Source organism: Pseudarthrobacter sp. NPDC055928 (assembly GCF_042270935.1).
Lineage (GTDB): Bacteria > Actinomycetota > Actinomycetes > Actinomycetales > Micrococcaceae > Arthrobacter.
This window is the reverse complement of record NZ_JBHJZH010000005.1, coordinates 154,002-170,083: the sequence shown is the minus strand read 5'-3', so window position 1 is coordinate 170,083 and position 16,082 is coordinate 154,002. Positions and strand designations below refer to the sequence as shown.

Below are 16,082 nucleotides of genomic sequence, written 5' to 3'. Positions count from 1 at the left end.
GGTGGGCATGACGGAGTGGACAGCGGCGGTGTTCTGCCGCCGTCCACTCCGGGATGTACTGACCGCCGGGATCGTCCCTGGCCGGTCAGGCGTTCTGGCTAGACGGCGGCCAGGGTGTTGGTCAGGGCCTTGATGATGGACTCGGTGACGTCGTCGGTGTTGGCGTTCCCGCCGACGTCGCGGGTCAGGTGCCCTGAGCCGGTGGCGGTTTCGATGGCGGCTTCCACTTTGCGGGCTTCTTCATGGAGGCCGAAGTGGTCCAGCATCAGGGCGGCGGAAGCGATGGCGCCGATCGGGTTGCTGATGCCCTGCCCGGCGATGTCCGGGGCGGAACCGTGGACCGGCTCAAACATGGACGGGAAGCGGCGCTCCGGGTTCAGGTTGGCGCTGGCCGCCAGGCCCAGGCTGCCGGCAAGCGCCGAGCCAAGGTCCGAGAGGATATCGGCGTTCAGGTTGGAAGCCACAACGACGGACAGGTCCTCAGGCTTGAGGATGAACTTGGCGCTCATGGCATCAACCAGGACGCTTTCGGTCTGGACGTCCGGGTAGTCCAGGGCCACGCGGTTGAACACTTCGTCCCAGAGGACCATCCCGTACTGCTGGGCGTTGGACTTGGTGACCGAGGAAACCTTCTTCACGGTGCGGGTCCGGGCCAGATCGAAAGCGAAACGCATGATGCGCTCACAGCCCTTCTCGGTGAACAGCGCCGTCTGCAGGGCTACCTCGTTGCCGGGGCCGCGGCCGCTCAGGTTCCGGCCACCCAGGCCGGCGTATTCGCCTTCGCTGTTTTCGCGGACAACGACCCAGTCGAGCTCGGTGTTGTCGGCCTTGCGCAGCGGGGACTGGACACCGGGGAGGAACTTCACGGGCCGGATGTTGGCCCACTGGTCAAAGTTCTGCGTGATGTTCAGGCGCAGGCCCCAGAGGCTGATGTGGTCCGGAACGTTCTCCCAACCCACGGCGCCGAAATAGATCGCGTCGAAGTCCTTCAGCGTCTCCAGGCCATCGTCGGCCATCATCTTGCCCGTTTCCGCGTAATAGCCGCAGCCCCAGGGGAACTCGGTCCAGTCGAAGGCAAACTTGCCGTTGGAGCTCTCGGCCAGTGCGTCCAGGACGCGGCGGCCTGCCGATACAACTTCCTTGCCCACGCCGTCGGCGGGGATTGAAGCGATACGGAAATTCTGGGTGGCGCTCATGTGCCTACCTCCTCGTTGAGTATTTAGCAGTGAGCCTGTTAGCGGGGTCACACTGTTCTTCCTCTTCAAGTAGACGGCCTGCCCCTATGCGGCGTCCAAGACCAAGATCCGATACGCCATATAGGTTTAGCCTATCGACCTTGGTTACAGGCTGGCGGCAGTCTTAGGGGCTGGGGGAGGCGTGGAGTTCTGCCACTGCTAGGAAGGCTCGGGCGGCGGGCGTGAGGTCTTCCTTCCGGCTGAGGACAGCAACGTCCAGGTGGGAGACGGGTTCTATCAGCAGGGTTCTGAGTCCTGATTTGTGGGCCAGGGGCGCCCAGGATGAAGGCATGACCGCATGGCCCACGCCCGCGAGCACGAGGGGGAGGATCGAGGTCCGGTGGGCGACTTCGACCACGATTTCGGTGTCGACTCCGTGGGCCAGCGCGTCATCGACCAGCCAGCGCATCAGGGATCCGCGCTGGCTCGCGATGAGTCGGTGGCCGCCCAAGTCTTCCCGTTGTATCGACTCCCCGAGGCTGAAGGTGTCTGCGTGCGGGTTGACGATGAGGATCAGAGGCTGGCGTTCCAGCTCAAGGACCTGGACTCCGGGCACCCGGATGGGGGTGGGGGAGCCGGCGAGGCCGATCTCCGTACTGCCGGATCGGACAGAGTCAATAACTTCTTCCGGAGTGAAGGCCGCGCTGACGTTCAGCCGGACAGAAGGGTGCAGCCGGGTGAAGCCGGCGATCATGGACGTCAGAGGTTCAATGCCGGGGGAGGGCATGGAAATGATGTCCAGCCGCCCGCTTCGGACCCCGCGCAAAGCCTGCACCGCCGACTGGGCAGCATCGAGATCGCGCATCACCAGCCTGGCCGGCCCGACGAGTTCCTTTCCCGCTTCGCTGAGGACGGCTCGGCGGCCGATGCGGTGGAACAGCGGCACGCCCAGGTCCTTTTCCAAACTCGCGATGGTCTGCGAGAGCGAGGGCTGGGCGATCAGCAAATGCTCTGCTGCGCGGTTGAACCCGTCGTGATCCACGACTGCCAAGAAATACTTCAATTTTCGCGTATCCATGCAACTCCTTACTGGGAATCCCAACCTCGGGTTTTTGGGAGGGGTTGTGCACGCTTCCGTACCCGGACGTCGGAACATCGGCCTAGATAGCCTACGCCTATCAGGCGGATTGCTTCTGGGTCTTGGACGAATCCGTGATGCAGTGGATCTAATGGAACGATATGGCAGCCACTTCAGCACCACAGCGGCCCGAACATCGGTGGGCGCGCCCGCTGAGCATCACGAGGACAGCCGCGCCCCGGTCTGGAGCGAGAAGAACCTGGTGCTCCACATCTGGTACACAGCGCGTTCGGTGGCACCTGCCAGGTGGTCCGGATCCTGAGGAAATGGCCGGTGAACCCGCTGTCCTTCCTAACTGGGGAAACGGTACATCGAACACTCTCGATGATCACTCGAGCATTGACCTTGACAAAAACGAAGGGCCCAGCCACGGCATGTACATCTCGAATCCCCGTACTCCCCACCCCATGCTCTCCAGCGGCCTCCGCAAGGAAATAGGTAACTGGCGCGAGCTGACCCCCGGTGACACCGTCGTGCTCCTGACATCAGATAAGCGAAACCCGCGGATTACCGGAAGTGTGGACGACATCTCCGACGACGGGCGGTACTTGTGGCTGTTGCAGGACAACGGTGCCGGGCGCCCCCTGTTGGACCGGGCCGAGGGATACACCACATTCCTGGACTCAACTCCCTAGCGGAAAGAAACAAATCACCGCCGCTGAAGCATGCCGGCCGGCCCCGGCCGGGGTAAAGGCTGACCCCCGTACCGCGGCACGCCGCGCAGAGCGGGCAGACATTGTCCGACCACTGGAAGGACCGGACAGTGATCGGGACAGATTCACACTGGTGGGATGCAGTGGGATTCCGGTCGACACGATTCTGATGTCTGCGAGACTCCGGGATACTCCGTCTCGCCGGTGTGGTGGCCGCTCTGTCGTAAACGCATCGCTGACAGTGACGCATGTCTTCCCGGCGGCCTGTATAACTAGCAGAAAATAGAGACCCGGCGCGGGCCCCGTCTTTCGGGTGCGTGTTGCGGTTCCGCGCGCCCGCGCCGAGAAATTTATCGCCCCACCCGTTGCCCCTGGAGACTGCTGGTCCCCTGGTGCAAGCCCTCCTATCCCGGCCGTCATTGTCCGCTAGTCACGCGGGGGTACCGGACAGATCCACAGCCTGCCCCTGTCGTGGTGACTCTGGATCTGTCCCGGTGGCGATATTTGTTGTTATTGGCCGATGCCGGTAACCCCGATCATGATCGGGACGATACTGATGATGAGGATGGCACCGAGGATGTCAAAGGCGAATCCAGTGCGGACCATGCGGGTGATGGGAACGGCGCCTGAACCGTAAACAATGGCGTTCTGCGGGGTGGAGACCGGCAGCATGAAGCCGAACGATGCGGCGAAGGTCGCCGCCAGGGCCGGGACAAGAGGGTCTACTCCCATGGCGACACACAACGGGATGACGATGGGAACCACGACAGCGGCAGATGCAGTGTTGCTGGTTGTCTCCGAGATAAGGATGGCCAGGACTGCCGAGAACGCGGTGATCGCTACAACGCTGGTGACTCCCAGGTTGTCGGCCGCAGCCTTGCCGATCGTTTCAGCAAGGCCAGTGGATGAAAGAAGGGCGCCGAAGATGATGCCCGTTCCGAAAAGGAGGATCGTTCCCCAGTCGATCTTTGCTGCGTCGGCCCATGTCAGGGTTGCGCGGCGCTCCTTCCAGTTGGTTGGAAGGATGAACAGCAGGGAAGCGCCGATCACGGCAACGATGCCTTCGTCCAGCCGGTCATCGAGAAAGGTGTAAATTTCGGAATCCGGGCCGGCGATGAGGCTCGCGAATGCCGGAAGCAACCACAGTGTGACGGTCAGGCCGAAAGCGATCAGAGTGTTGATTTCCGCCCGGGACATCTTTCCCTGCTGGGCCTTCTGCTCCCGGATGAACTCATCCACACCTTCAATCCGGCGGATCTCAGGTTTGTTGAGCAGGAACATGGTGAGAGCCAAAACAGCAAACATCGCTACGCAGAGCGGGGCCACGGTGGCTGTCCACTGGACGAAGGAAATCTGAATACCGGTTGCTTCCTCGATGAGTCCGCGGCCGATCAGGTTCGGGGGTGATCCGACAGGGGTCAGGAGACCACCGACGCTGGCGCCATAGGCGAGCATCAGCATCAGTGCTGCGCCCACACGAAGACGCAACGGGTCGAAGTCTGCCTTGACGACGCCGCGGTCCTGCATCAGCTGTGCGATGACGGCCAGGATGCCCAAGGCGGTCGGCATCAGCATCGCCACCGTGGCGGTGTTGGAGACGAACGCCGACAGCAAGCAGGTAATTACACCGAAGGCGATGATCACGCGGTAGGTGGATTTGGCGACACCGGGAATGGACAGGACGGCGAAGGCCAGCCGCTGCGCTATGCCATGTTTGAGCATGGCCGCAGCGAGAATGAAGGCACCGATGAAGGTAAAGATGGTTGTGGAACCGAAGGGCCGCAGGACGTCACTGGCAGGTGCCACGCCGAGCAGAACGACAGCGGCGACACCGATGAGCCCGCCGACCGGGATGGGTACTGGTTCACAGATCCAGAGAATGATGACGCCCAGCAAGACGGCGGCAAGCAACTGCTGGGTGTGATCCATCCCTGTAGGAAGAAGCGCGAAAACAATTGCTACTGCCGGTGCCAGGAAGAATCCCAGCGTCTGCCGGGCCCGCTCGAATTTTTCTTCCCGCGGAGAGAGCTTCTGCTCGCTCAAACTCCTGAAGGTCTTACCGCCCAATAAGGCGGCTCGAACATCCGTCCTTTGAGGTGAGGAATCGGCCGCTGAGGATGCCGTTAGTCTGCTGGACATCGTCGTCCTTTCATCGTTGGGTTTGAACCAACTGTGCATCCGTGACCCGAATCACGTCCAAGACGAATTCCCTACTGACCTGATAGGAAAAACCAATCTCAGCCCTCACCGGCGATCCTTCTACCAGCCCCGCCTCGGAGAAATAGTTGTACCGCCGCTGTTCCCAACCAAAACCAACGCCACACCATATAAGCCAGCGCAAAACGCGGACAAGCAACCACCGGGCAACCCTGCTCGGAGCCGACGAGGCCGTGCTTGCTGATACCCCGGCCGGACGTGGGGGCCACTCTGAGAAGTCCATGGCTGTGGTCAATTCAGGTTATGCACGGCTGAGATTGGGAGCCGTTGGGGTAGCTCCCCGGCAGCAGTAGCGGTGGATAACCTATGAGAATTGTCCCCGGCTGTGGGCGGCGGCAGCAGAATCAATTTCCTGCTGCGTCTGCAGTCCAGGCGGAGCTACACACGAGGGGCGGTGTTCGACCTCGTTCATTCGGAGGGAGGCTCTGCCTGGCCTCGGCGACCCGGCGCCGCGGTGGATTCTCTTTCCAGTAGTTGGGGTCGGGCCGTGGAGTCAGAGACTTGCTCCGCTCCTGACAGCTGTTGTTGAAGTAGATGGAATGACCTGACGCCGAGGTCTTTGAAGTCGGGGGAGACGGTGCTGAGGGAGGGCCATGTGAACTCAGTGAAGGGCTGATTGTCCCAGCCGATGATGGAGACCTCATCTGGAACCGGTACTCCCTTCTCTCTGAGTGCGCGGAGGGCGGCGAGAGCGAGCCCGTCATTGGAGCAGAAGACGGCTGTTATTCCGGGGTCGGCAGCGATCCGGAGTCCTTGCTCGTAGCCGGAGCGCGGGGCCCGGGAGGCTTCAAGTACCGCGGGCGGCTTGATGCCGGCTTCAGTGAGCGCGTCATGCCATCCTTGATATCGCCCCGAGAACTGCGTCAGGGGATAGAGGCCCAGGTGGTGGACTGTTGGATGTCCCAGGTCTAGGAGGCGTTGAGTTGCCTCACGTCCGGCTGCGTACTCGTCGATGAAGGCGTAGGGGAAGCCTGGCTGGCCCGACGAGAACCCGGATGCGGCGACGGTGGGTATGTTTTTGGGCAGTTGTTTAAGCACCTCTGCACCTGATGGATCGAAGTCCAGGACGATGATTCCCGCGAGCTGTTGTTGAAGAGCTATTTCGAGCGCGGCTCTCACGTCCGAGTCTTCTGAGGATTTCACGGCTGATATCACCACGGAGTAGCCCGCTCCCTGGGCTACCTCCTCAATGCCGGCGAGGGTGTTGGCGTAACCGTAGGCAGACGTGCTCGTCGCGAAGATGGCTACCATCGATCGCTCGCCGCTCTTGAGAGCCCTGGCGAGTGAACTGGGGCGGTAGTTCAGTTCTTCGATTGCGGCCAGAACTCTTAGCCTGCGCTCCTCACTGACTGGGATGTTCCCTGTCAGGACGCGTGAGACTGTGGGTACGGAGACCCCCGCAAGGCGTGCGACGTCGGCGATGACCGGCTGGCGGGAATCTTTCGTAATTCTCATGTCAGTCCTCGTAGTCAAAATTGGCATTTGGGCTCATGGTGAAGGTTATCCGGTAGCGCCGCTGCTGGCGTCCAGGTGTTTGCGGACCAGCAACCAGGCCAGAAGAGCAGGGACCAGTCCGCTGCCTATCGGTATCAACGTCGGCAGGCGGAACGCCAGAAGCAGCCACGTGCTCAAGGCGACGACGCAGCCAGCAAGAGGCAGGGCGTTGGCCAGCACCAATCTGCGAACCGCTCCCATCAGCTCCCGATAAGTGGCGTCGTCCTCAGCGAGCATCGACGCGGCCAGCAGCGCCACGTAGGCCGCGGCTCCGATCCCACAGATTGGGACTATCACGCACAGCGCGAGCACTCCGGCAACTCCAGGCGTTGCCAACCAGAACAGTATGGAAAAGGCAGCTGCAGCCATGGCTACGGGGACAACCAGCCCGACGTAGCCAAACCGGGACCAAGCCCACGAAAACTCCCGGAAGAACGAGCGGGCCACTCCGGGACGGTCCTCGATGACCGTTTTGCGCAGCGCCCGCTGCAGCGCAATGGCGGCGGGCACCAGAGTAAAGAGTGGAAGGCTGACGAGAAGGAACAGGATCTGGAGCAGAAGAGTGTCTCCGACCGTCTCTAAACCAGCCATGACGGCTACACTTCGGGGCCTGCGCCTTTGCTGTTCCATAACTTCCATTCACTAACTGCAGCACCGCTGCCGGGAGTGGTTCACATCTCATCATCCTATGGATGTTCTACTGTGACTTGCGTCCCTGATATCGATATCATACACTCATTGCAGCGCCATCCAACGCCGGATGGCTACACCAGGAGGATTTGATATGGCACGTCGACGTGCAGGATTTCTCGCGCTGGCAGTTGCCGGCACTTTGGCTCTCGGAGCCTGTGGCTCCGGCGGTACATCTACTGCCCCAGCTTCCAACCCCGCAGAGGTGACCGGGACTCTTCGTGTCCTGGTCCCGAGCTACCCGGCCAGCAACGAGGGCAAGGCAGCCTTGGAAAAAGTTGTTACTGCTTTCAACGCGAAGTACCCCAAGGTCACGGTCGAACCTGACTTCGCGACCTTCGACACGTTGAACCAGAAGATCTCGACGTCGATCGCCGGTGGCCAAGGCTATGACGTCCTGGTGACCGGAATAGCGTGGGTGCCGCCGTTCGCTGCGAAGAACGTGTTTGAGGACCTGTCCACGTTCGGTGCCACCGCTGAGTCGCTCGGAAAATCGACGAATCCGGCGCTTGTTCCAGCCGCGGAGTTCAAGGGCAAGGTCTACGCTGTTCCACTGATCGCAGGGCCTAAGCCTTTGGCACTGCGGAAATCCCTTTTCGAAAAGGCAGGCCTTGATCCGTCAAAGCCGCCGACAACGATGGCCGAAATCAAGACCGCTGCCGAGAAGCTCACCGTCAAAGACGCTTCGGGGAACATCACTCAGGCAGGCTTTGACTTCTGGGCCGCGCCGGGTGGCTACCGCCAGGACTTCGTCGCCCTGCTCGGGTCACTGGGCAAGCCGTTGTACAACACCGACGGTGAGGCAGAGTTCGCCGGCTCCGAGGGCGTTCAGACCCTTGAATGGATGAAGAGCATGGTGAACAACGTGCAGAAGTACGGTGCGCAGAACGCCGCAAAATCCCCGTTGGTCAACACCGGGGAGGCCGCGATGGGGTTCACCGGCGGGTACATCGACTGCTCCGACAAGGGTGTGGGCAAGGCCGTCTGTGATGACCTTGTCTACTTCAACCTTGACGACAAGGAGCGTTCGATGTTCACGGGCGGGCAGCTTGCCTCGGTAGGCAAGAGCAGCAAGCTGAAGGGCGCGGCCTGGGATTTCATCCAGGAGCTGAGCAAGCCTGAGGCTGAAGCCGGTATCGCTACCCTGAACTTCGCCGTCCCGGCGGGCAAGGACGCTGTGGACTCCGCGGTAGTGAAGTCCAACCCGGCAAGCACGTTCGTGGCCGCGAACCTCGATGATGCCAAGTTTGAGGGCGGAGCCGCCAATTGGCTCGATCTCCGGGGAACGTTCGGTACCAGCCTTGACGACGCGCTGCTGGGTAAGAAGTCAGCCCAGGAAACCCTGACCGCTCTGGAGCAGCAGTCAAAGTGAGCACCCTCAACGACATCACACCAGCGGTGCGCGCGGCAGGGGCGGCCAACACCCGCGCCGCGCGCCCCGCGGGGCGGAAGTCACGGCTCACCCGCAAGCAGTCCCGTGCCGGTTGGCTGCTCTTGGCCCCGGCCCTGCTGCATTCAACGTTCTTTCTCGCCGTACCGGCACTCGCCGCAGTCTTCCTGAGTTTCACGAACTACGATTTCTCGGGTACCTGGCAGATGATCGGCACAGAGAACTACGTCGAGTTGTTCCAGGACGCCCGCTTCCAAGCGGCTTTCCGCAACACCATCCTCTACACCCTCGCCGTTGTGCCCCTGTCCATGGGGTTGGCTTTGGTCATCGCCTTGGGCCTGAACCAAAAGATTCGTGGTCTGGGATTTTTCAGGACGGTGTACTACCTGCCGGTCGTGACCGCCACTGTAGCTGTGGCCTCGGTGTGGCTCTGGATCTACCACCCGGGCGCCGGCCTTGCCAATGCTGTCGGAAGCCTTTTCGGGCTCAACCGCTCCGAGTGGCTGAATGATCCCGCCGTGGCGCTTCCTGCCCTGATGGCTGTCGGTATCTGGCAGGGATTGGGTGCCAAGATGATCGTTTATTTGGCCGCCCTCCAGGGCGTATCGAAGGAGCTGCTTGAGGCGGCAAACCTGGACGGCGCCAACCGCTGGCAGGTCTTCCGCAACGTCGTGTGGCCCGCCCTAGGCCCGGCCCACTACTTCGTACTGATCACAGCAATCGTTCAGACGTTCCAGGTCTTTGACCTTGTTTTCGTCATGACCAAGGGCGGTCCGGTGAATTCCACCACCGTGCTGACCTTCGACATCTACAACAACGCCTTCGAAGGCCTGCGCCTGGGCTACGCGTCGGCCGAGACGGTCATCATGCTCATACTCGTCGCTGCCTTCATCTACCTGGGTGGTCGCTCGCAAAGGAAGAACCAGGATGGTTAAGACGAAACTCACTCCAGGGCGTGTGGTCCTCTACGCCGCACTCTCACTGGGCAGCCTGCTCATGGTTGGCCCGTTCATCTGGATGGTCCTCACCGCGCTCAAATCGACCGGCGAGGTGTCCACATTCTCCTGGCTGCCCCGGGAGTTCCACTGGTCCAACTTCGTTGAGGCCATGGACGCAGCACCGTTCCTGCGGTACTTCTGGAACAGCCTGGTGCTCACAGTCGGGCAGACAGCCCTGACTCTGGTCTTCTGCACCATGGCAGGCTACGCCCTGGCAAAAGCCCCGATCCGTGGCGCAAAGGGAATCCTGAACTATTTCATCGCCCTGATGATGGTTCCCTTCCAAATCATTCTGGTCCCCATGTTCCTCCTGGTGAAGTCCATCCCGCTCTTCGGTGGAAACGACATTCTCGGGATGGGCGGAACCGGGTGGCTCAACACCTGGTGGGCCCTGATCATCCCGTTGGCGATCGCACCGCTCTACACGTTCCTGGCCCGCCAGTTCTACGTCACACTTCCTTCCGAGCTCGCCGATGCGGCGAGGGTTGACGGGCTTGGAGAATTCGGGATCTTTTTCCGGATCATGACGCCCCTGGTCAAGCCCGCTCTGGTCACCATCGGCGTCTTCCAGATCGAGGCAGCGTGGAACAGCTTCCTGTGGCCGCTCATTATGACCAACTCGGATGAGCTTCGGCCCTTGCAAGTGGGTTTGGCGATCTTCTCGCAGGATCCGCTCAACGTTCAGTGGCCCTACCTCATGGCCGGGGCGACTCTCGCCACGCTGCCCATGATCATCCTGTTCATCTTTGCCCAGAAGCGTTTCGTCGAGGGCATGGCCAGCGCAGGGCTCAAGGGCTGACTCCATCCAGACAAGAGGAACAACATGATCACGCCGTCAGCCTCAACGCTGGGCGCCCCGGGTGTACCCCTGGATGTCATCTTGGCATGGCTGGAACAACATCGTATCCATGGCATCGAGCTGCGGCTTGCACCAGGGGAAATCGCTGACCCGGACATGAATACTGCGGCACGGGCCGGCCTCCGGCGCCAAATCAACGCGGCAGGCGTTCAGGTAACGGGCATCGCGAGCTATGTGAAGCTGGCTGCCCCGGGCGCCGATGAAAGTATCATCCGTGGGCTCATCCAGGCCGTCGATTTCGCCAAAGACCTCGGCGCACCGATGGTCAGGGTGTTCCCCGGAGCAGACACCGAACCTGCCGCCTTTACCGAAACCCCGCCCTTGGTGGAATCACGTGAAGAGGTGGATACGCGGGCTGCACGCAGACTCAGTGCCGTCACCTCTTACGCTGCAGACCTTGGTGTGCTGCCGGTTCTGGAGACTCACGATTCACATCCCTCGGGAAGGGATATTGCAGCCATCCTCCGCCGCGTCGACGGCCCGGTTGGGGTGGTGTGGGATGTGCTCCATCCCTGGCGGGTGGGTGAACCACTGGAAGAAACATGGAAAGTGCTGGCGCCGTGGCTAGCAGCCGGCCGCGGCAGCGTCCAAATAAAGGACGCAGATATGCCCGCGAGCAGTACTCCGCTCCCTATCGGCACGGGAACGCTGCCGACGGAAGAGCTTGGGCAGCTGCTGGTCCGAAACGATTACCGGGGACCGGTCACCCTCGAGTGGGAGAAAGCCTGGCATCCCCAGGCAGCGCCACTGGACGTCGCACTGGGCTCCGTCCGGGCATGGCTCGACAGACATTGGGAGAAGGACACTAAGTGAGTGCAGCACTGCACAGCACCGCCGGGCACGGAGTGCCCCGGTTCAAGCCCAAAGTGGCCTTGGCGATGCAGGATGCGGACCTGCGGGACGCCCTGTTTTCCAAACGCCTCCGCCGCCGGCTCGAGGCAATCTGTGACTGCGATTTCAGCATGGTCATCCAGGACTTTGAAGCCACTCCCGATGAGGCCCTTGAAGAAGTTGATGTTCTCCTGACCGGCTGGTTCTCTCCGCGCATCGATGCGGCGGTTCTTGCCCGCATGCCCCGCCTACGGCTCATTGCCCATGCAGGGGGAAGCGTCAAGGGCCACGTCCTGCCGGAATGCTGGGAACGCGGCATCACTGTGACAACGGCTGCCGAGGCCAATGCATTGCCGGTTGCCGAATTCACCCTCGGACTCATCCTCCTGGCGGGAAAGGCAACGATCACCGCCAGCCACCTCTATAAGCAGCGCCAAACCAGGATTGACCGGGAGCTGGAATTCCCGGACGCCGGCAACTACGAGCGGACCGTTGGAATCGTCGGGGCTTCCACCATCGGGCGGCTGGTCCTCGAACGTCTCCGACCCTTCGATTTTGAGGTCACCGTATATGACCCCACGATCAGTGACGCCGAGGCACAGCGGCTCGGGGCGCGCCGGGTAAGCCTGGATGAACTCATGAGCTGCAGCGACATCGTGTCCTTGCACGCGCCCGTATTGCCAGAGACCCTGCATATGATCGGTGCCGCCCAGCTGGCAGCGATGAAGGACGGCTCGACACTGATCAACACGGCCAGGGGTGAACTGGTGGACCACGACGCCCTGGTTGATGAGCTGGAGGCGGGCAGGCTCAACGCTTACCTGGACGTAACGAGTCCAGAACCATTGCCCGCAGGCCATCGGTTGTTCGCCCTTCCCAATGTCCTGCTGACACCCCATATCGCCGGTTCGATGGGCAATGAGCTGCACCGGCTGGCAGCCTACGCACTGGATGAAATTGAACGCTACGCCGCAGGGGAGCCCCAACGGTTCCCGGTCGGCCTAACCGACCTGGTAAGGATGGCATAACAATGGAGAACGGCTATATCGAATGGTCAAACGGGTCTCTGCATCTGGCGCTGAGTACCGGTAAAGAAAGCCCTGTTGGTGTGGCTTATCTGCACCCAGCCGAGGCACCGTCGACAGCATTGGCCTCCGGTCCTGCGCTGGTGGAGATCCTCACCGTAGAGGAGGGAAGAGGCAGAACAAGTCAACGGTATGCCGAATCCGCGGTCGGAAAACGCCTCAGGTACGTCGGCCACTCGACGGGCACGGACGGCACTTGGCACTTCCTCACAGTGCTTCAGCGCGACGCGGAAACCGGGCTGGAAGCAGAAGTTGTCCTCCGTGCTGCCAGCGGCGCCGGAGTCCTCCAGGCCGTGGCCACCATTCGCAACAACGGACGCAGGCCCGTCTCACTCCAGGCCGTGTCCACCATGGTCCTGCCTCTGCTGGCTGGGCACCGTCCTGTCGATGCCGCAGCTTTGCGCCTTGCCTCTGCCACGTCGCAGTGGCTGGGAGAAAACCAATGGACGCTGGAGGAACTGCGGAAGGTCCTGCCTGGTTTGAACCTGGGCCTTCACGGGCAGGACCAGCGGGGCCATCTGCTCCGCGCCTCGACATCATCCTGGTCCACTGGCGGGCCTCTGCCCACGGCGGCTCTGGTCGACGCTGATGACAGGTGGTGCTGGATGTGGCAGGTCGAACATAACGGAGGATGGGCATGGGAACTGAGCGAGACCCGCACTACCCTCGACCTCGCCCTGCTCGGTCCCACAGATGATCAACACAACTGGTTGCACGCCCTTGATCCCGGCGAGGAGTACTCCACCGTGCCGGCGGCCCTGGCCGTCAGCCGGCACGGGCTCCATGGGGCGCTTGCCGAAATGACCGCACACCGCCGGGCGCTCCGTCCCTCTGCGTCAGTGAGCCTGCCCGTCATCTACAACGACTTCATGAACACGCTCATGGGGGACCCCAGCACCGAAAAACTCCTGCCGCTGGTCAAAGCAGCCGCCGAAGCGGGCGCTGACATCTTCTGCATCGACGCGGGCTGGTATGACGACACCAGCGACTGGTGGGACGCCGTAGGGGAGTGGCAACCCTCAGCCGCACGGTTCCCCAACGGCCTATCCGAGGTCACCGACGCCATCAGCTCCTACGGCATGGGTGTTGGGCTCTGGCTTGAGCCTGAAGTGGTCGGCGTCCGAAGCGCCATGGCCGATATCCTCCCCACCGAAGCATTCCTGCAGCGCCGAGGCGTCCGTATCGTCGAACATGGCCGTTACCACCTGGATTTCCGCCACCCTGCAGCAAGAGCCCACCTCGATGACACCGTGGACAGGCTCGTGCAGGACTTCAACACCGTCTACTTCAAGCTTGACTACAACATCACTGCGGGTACCGGAACCGACCTCGGGGCCAGTTCCTCCGGCGCCGGTCTCCTTGGCCACAACCGGGCCTACCTTGACTGGCTTGACGCTGTCAAAGCCCGTCATCCCCACATAATCATCGAGAACTGCGCCTCAGGGGCGATGCGCCAGGACTACGCGCTTCTGTCACGCCTTGACCTTCAGTCCACCTCCGACCAGCAGGACCCGCTGCTGTACCCGCCAATCGCCGCGAACGCCTTCTTCAGTGTCCTCCCCGAGCAGGCAGCGAACTGGGCATACCCGCAGCCCGAAATGAATGATGAAGAAATCCGCTTCACCATGGCAACCGGAATGCTGGGCCGGATGTACCTATCGGGCTTCCTGGACAGGATGGCACCGGACAAGCTGGCCCTGGTCCGCGAAGCCGTATCAGCGCACAAGGCACTGCTGCCGGACATCTGCGCTTCCACCGCTTTTCTTCCCTCAGGAATACCGGGCTGGGACACCGAGTGGCTCTCCGTCGGGCTGCAGGCACCGGACAAGGACCTGATAACCGTGTGGCAGCGCGGCCAGGGAGAGAGCCAGTTGGCGCTTCACCTTCCCCACCGGGCAGGGCAGGAAATCTCCGTTCAATGGGTTGGAAGCGGAAAAGGATTCGACTCCAAGTGGGACCCCTCCGGGCACCTGCTCCTCACGGCCCGGCCATGGTCAGGAACAGCCATGGCAGCAACCTGCACCATAACCGCCGTCTAAAGCCCCGAGGCTACCACCACACCGCAGCCACGCCGATGCGACAGGACCGCGCCCGGAGTCCCCGAGTCCCGTTGCCAAGCGGAAGCCAAACCCATGCTCCGGGCCAAGGGCCTCCCGGCAAGCACCAGGGCAAAGGTTCTTATAGGGCCGGCCTCAATGGTCCGCGCCTTGCACGCTGCGTTCGGGCGGAGGCCACACATGGAAGAAGGAAGACATGTACACACTGGAAAATACCGTCCGGGAGTACGCATGGGGATCGAAGACTTTGTTGTCGGGCTACCTTGACCGTGCACCGTCAGGTGCTCCGGAGGCAGAACTATGGCTGGGCGCCCATCCCGGCGCGCCCTCCATGGCTAAATCTCATAACGGTCATGCCAAACTCAACGACCTGATCGAGACCGATCCGGAAGGCCTGCTGGGAGGCCCCAGCCGGGCAGCCTTCGGTGACACGCTGCCGTTTCTGATGAAGGTTCTCGCAGCCGATTCCCCCCTGTCACTACAGGTCCACCCGACCCGCGAACAGGCGGCAGCAGGTTTCGCAGCCGAAGAAGCCTCCGGTGTGCCCCTGGAGTCGGAAAAGCGCAACTACAAGGACCCCAATCACAAACCCGAAATGATCCTGGCCCTAACGGAGTTCGGGGCTCTATGCGGCTTGCGCCCGGCATCTGAATCCGCCGCGATCTTCGAGCTGCTCGTAACAGCTTTCAGGGACACTGGGGTCGAAGTGCCACCCGTCCTTGAACGAACGGTCGCCGCCCTTTCCGGCCCTGACGGACCTGCATCACTCCGCGCGGCCTTCGTCGAGCTGATCCATGGCGGCACCGAAGTCTGCAGCGCGGTAGAGGCCGTGGCGGGGCTCCTGCGTTCCGGTCTCCCGGAGGGGCCCTTCACCGAGGCCCTGGAAACGGCTCTGCAGCTCAGCGGGACCTGCCCCTCCGATCCTGGTGTTCTGATATCCCTGATGCTCAACAGGGTCTCCCTTCGGCCGGGCGAAGCGGTGTATCTTCCCGCCGGCAACATCCATGCGTACCTCCACGGCCTCGGCATCGAAGTGATGGCTTCCTCGGACAACGTACTCAGGGGTGGGCTGACGGCCAAACACATCGATGTGGATGAACTGCTGCGAACAGTCGACTTCACTCCGTTGCCGGTACCGCGGCTGAGCGCAACCTCAGCCGGTGACGGCCGGAAAGTCTGGAATCCCCCGTTTGAGGAATTCCAACTTCAGGAAATTCAGCAACCACCCGGCAACGGCGGCATCGAACTGCCCTCGGGGTCACCTGCGGTGATACTTGCTGTTGCTGGCGCCGTAACCGTGACCGCCCGGCACGAAAGCCTGCAACTGGGAAGGGGAGACAGCGCGTTTATCAGGGCTGATGACGGGCCCGTAACGCTGAGAGCTGCAGGTCCGGATCCACTGGTGGCATTTGTTGTCACCACCGCAGCAGCACCGATTGACGGCACTTCGATGGCCTTTTCGTCCGAAGAACCTGGTTTACCTTGAACCCCGACA

At 61.9% G+C, this 16,082-nt stretch carries 14 protein-coding genes; 9 read left to right on the top strand and 5 right to left on the bottom strand.

Annotated elements, in window-relative coordinates; translation table 11 throughout:
- Positions 1-98 precede the first annotated feature (98 nt).
- On the bottom strand, positions 99-1,196 hold the full coding sequence (locus ACFC25_RS08990; protein WP_376044854.1) for a tartrate dehydrogenase: 1,098 nt from the start codon (positions 1,194-1,196) through the stop codon (positions 99-101).
- A gap of 163 nt (positions 1,197-1,359) precedes the next feature.
- On the bottom strand, positions 1,360-2,253 hold the full coding sequence (locus ACFC25_RS08985; protein WP_376044853.1) for a LysR family transcriptional regulator: 894 nt from the start codon (positions 2,251-2,253) through the stop codon (positions 1,360-1,362).
- A 151-nt stretch (positions 2,254-2,404) separates the two neighbouring features.
- Between ACFC25_RS08985 and ACFC25_RS08980 the strand changes: the two genes are divergently transcribed.
- A complete protein-coding gene (locus ACFC25_RS08980; protein WP_376044852.1) occupies positions 2,405-2,575 on the top strand; it encodes a hypothetical protein in 171 nt (56 codons plus the stop codon).
- Between the two features lie 4 nt (positions 2,576-2,579).
- Positions 2,580-2,948: a hypothetical protein gene (locus ACFC25_RS08975; RefSeq protein ID WP_376044851.1), complete on the top strand. Its 369-nt coding sequence runs from the start codon at positions 2,580-2,582 to the stop codon at positions 2,946-2,948.
- 528 nt (positions 2,949-3,476) lie between these two features.
- Here the strand turns inward: ACFC25_RS08975 and ACFC25_RS08970 are convergent.
- The 3 genes from ACFC25_RS08970 to ACFC25_RS08960 all read right to left on the bottom strand — a co-directional run bounded on the left by ACFC25_RS08970 (position 3,477) and on the right by ACFC25_RS08960 (position 7,268).
- Positions 3,477-5,009: an SLC13 family permease gene (locus tag ACFC25_RS08970; protein ID WP_376044850.1), complete on the bottom strand. Its 1,533-nt coding sequence runs from the start codon at positions 5,007-5,009 to the stop codon at positions 3,477-3,479.
- A 582-nt stretch (positions 5,010-5,591) separates the two neighbouring features.
- Positions 5,592-6,638, bottom strand: a complete 1,047-nt coding sequence (locus tag ACFC25_RS08965; protein ID WP_376044849.1) for a LacI family DNA-binding transcriptional regulator — start codon at positions 6,636-6,638, stop codon at positions 5,592-5,594.
- A gap of 45 nt (positions 6,639-6,683) precedes the next feature.
- The gene (locus tag ACFC25_RS08960; RefSeq protein ID WP_376044848.1) at positions 6,684-7,268 is read right to left on the bottom strand and encodes a DUF624 domain-containing protein; all 585 of its coding nucleotides are present in this window, start codon (positions 7,266-7,268) and stop codon (positions 6,684-6,686) included.
- A gap of 193 nt (positions 7,269-7,461) precedes the next feature.
- Between ACFC25_RS08960 and ACFC25_RS08955 the strand changes: the two genes are divergently transcribed.
- From ACFC25_RS08955 to manA, 7 genes are all read left to right on the top strand, one after another.
- Positions 7,462-8,739: an extracellular solute-binding protein gene (locus ACFC25_RS08955; protein WP_376044847.1), complete on the top strand. Its 1,278-nt coding sequence runs from the start codon at positions 7,462-7,464 to the stop codon at positions 8,737-8,739.
- Entirely contained in the window at positions 8,736-9,692 is a 957-nt protein-coding gene (locus ACFC25_RS08950; protein ID WP_376044846.1) for a carbohydrate ABC transporter permease, read from the top strand. The genes ACFC25_RS08955 and ACFC25_RS08950 overlap by 4 nt, the downstream gene beginning before the upstream one ends.
- The gene (locus ACFC25_RS08945) at positions 9,685-10,554 is read left to right on the top strand and encodes a carbohydrate ABC transporter permease (RefSeq protein WP_376044845.1); all 870 of its coding nucleotides are present in this window, start codon (positions 9,685-9,687) and stop codon (positions 10,552-10,554) included. The genes ACFC25_RS08950 and ACFC25_RS08945 overlap by 8 nt, the downstream gene beginning before the upstream one ends.
- Positions 10,555-10,578: 24 nt before the next feature.
- A complete protein-coding gene (locus ACFC25_RS08940; protein WP_376044844.1) occupies positions 10,579-11,427 on the top strand; it encodes a sugar phosphate isomerase/epimerase family protein in 849 nt (282 codons plus the stop codon).
- Positions 11,424-12,473 (top strand): hydroxyacid dehydrogenase, encoded by a 1,050-nt coding sequence (locus tag ACFC25_RS08935; RefSeq protein WP_376044843.1) that lies wholly within the window; start codon positions 11,424-11,426, stop codon positions 12,471-12,473. The genes ACFC25_RS08940 and ACFC25_RS08935 overlap by 4 nt, the downstream gene beginning before the upstream one ends.
- Positions 12,474-12,553: 80 nt before the next feature.
- A complete protein-coding gene (locus ACFC25_RS08930) occupies positions 12,554-14,569 on the top strand; it encodes a glycoside hydrolase family 36 protein (RefSeq protein ID WP_376044842.1) in 2,016 nt (671 codons plus the stop codon).
- 214 nt (positions 14,570-14,783) lie between these two features.
- Positions 14,784-16,073, top strand: coding sequence for a mannose-6-phosphate isomerase, class I (gene manA / locus ACFC25_RS08925; RefSeq protein ID WP_376044841.1), 1,290 nt, complete (start codon positions 14,784-14,786; stop codon positions 16,071-16,073).
- The last annotated feature ends 9 nt before the right edge of the window (positions 16,074-16,082 follow it).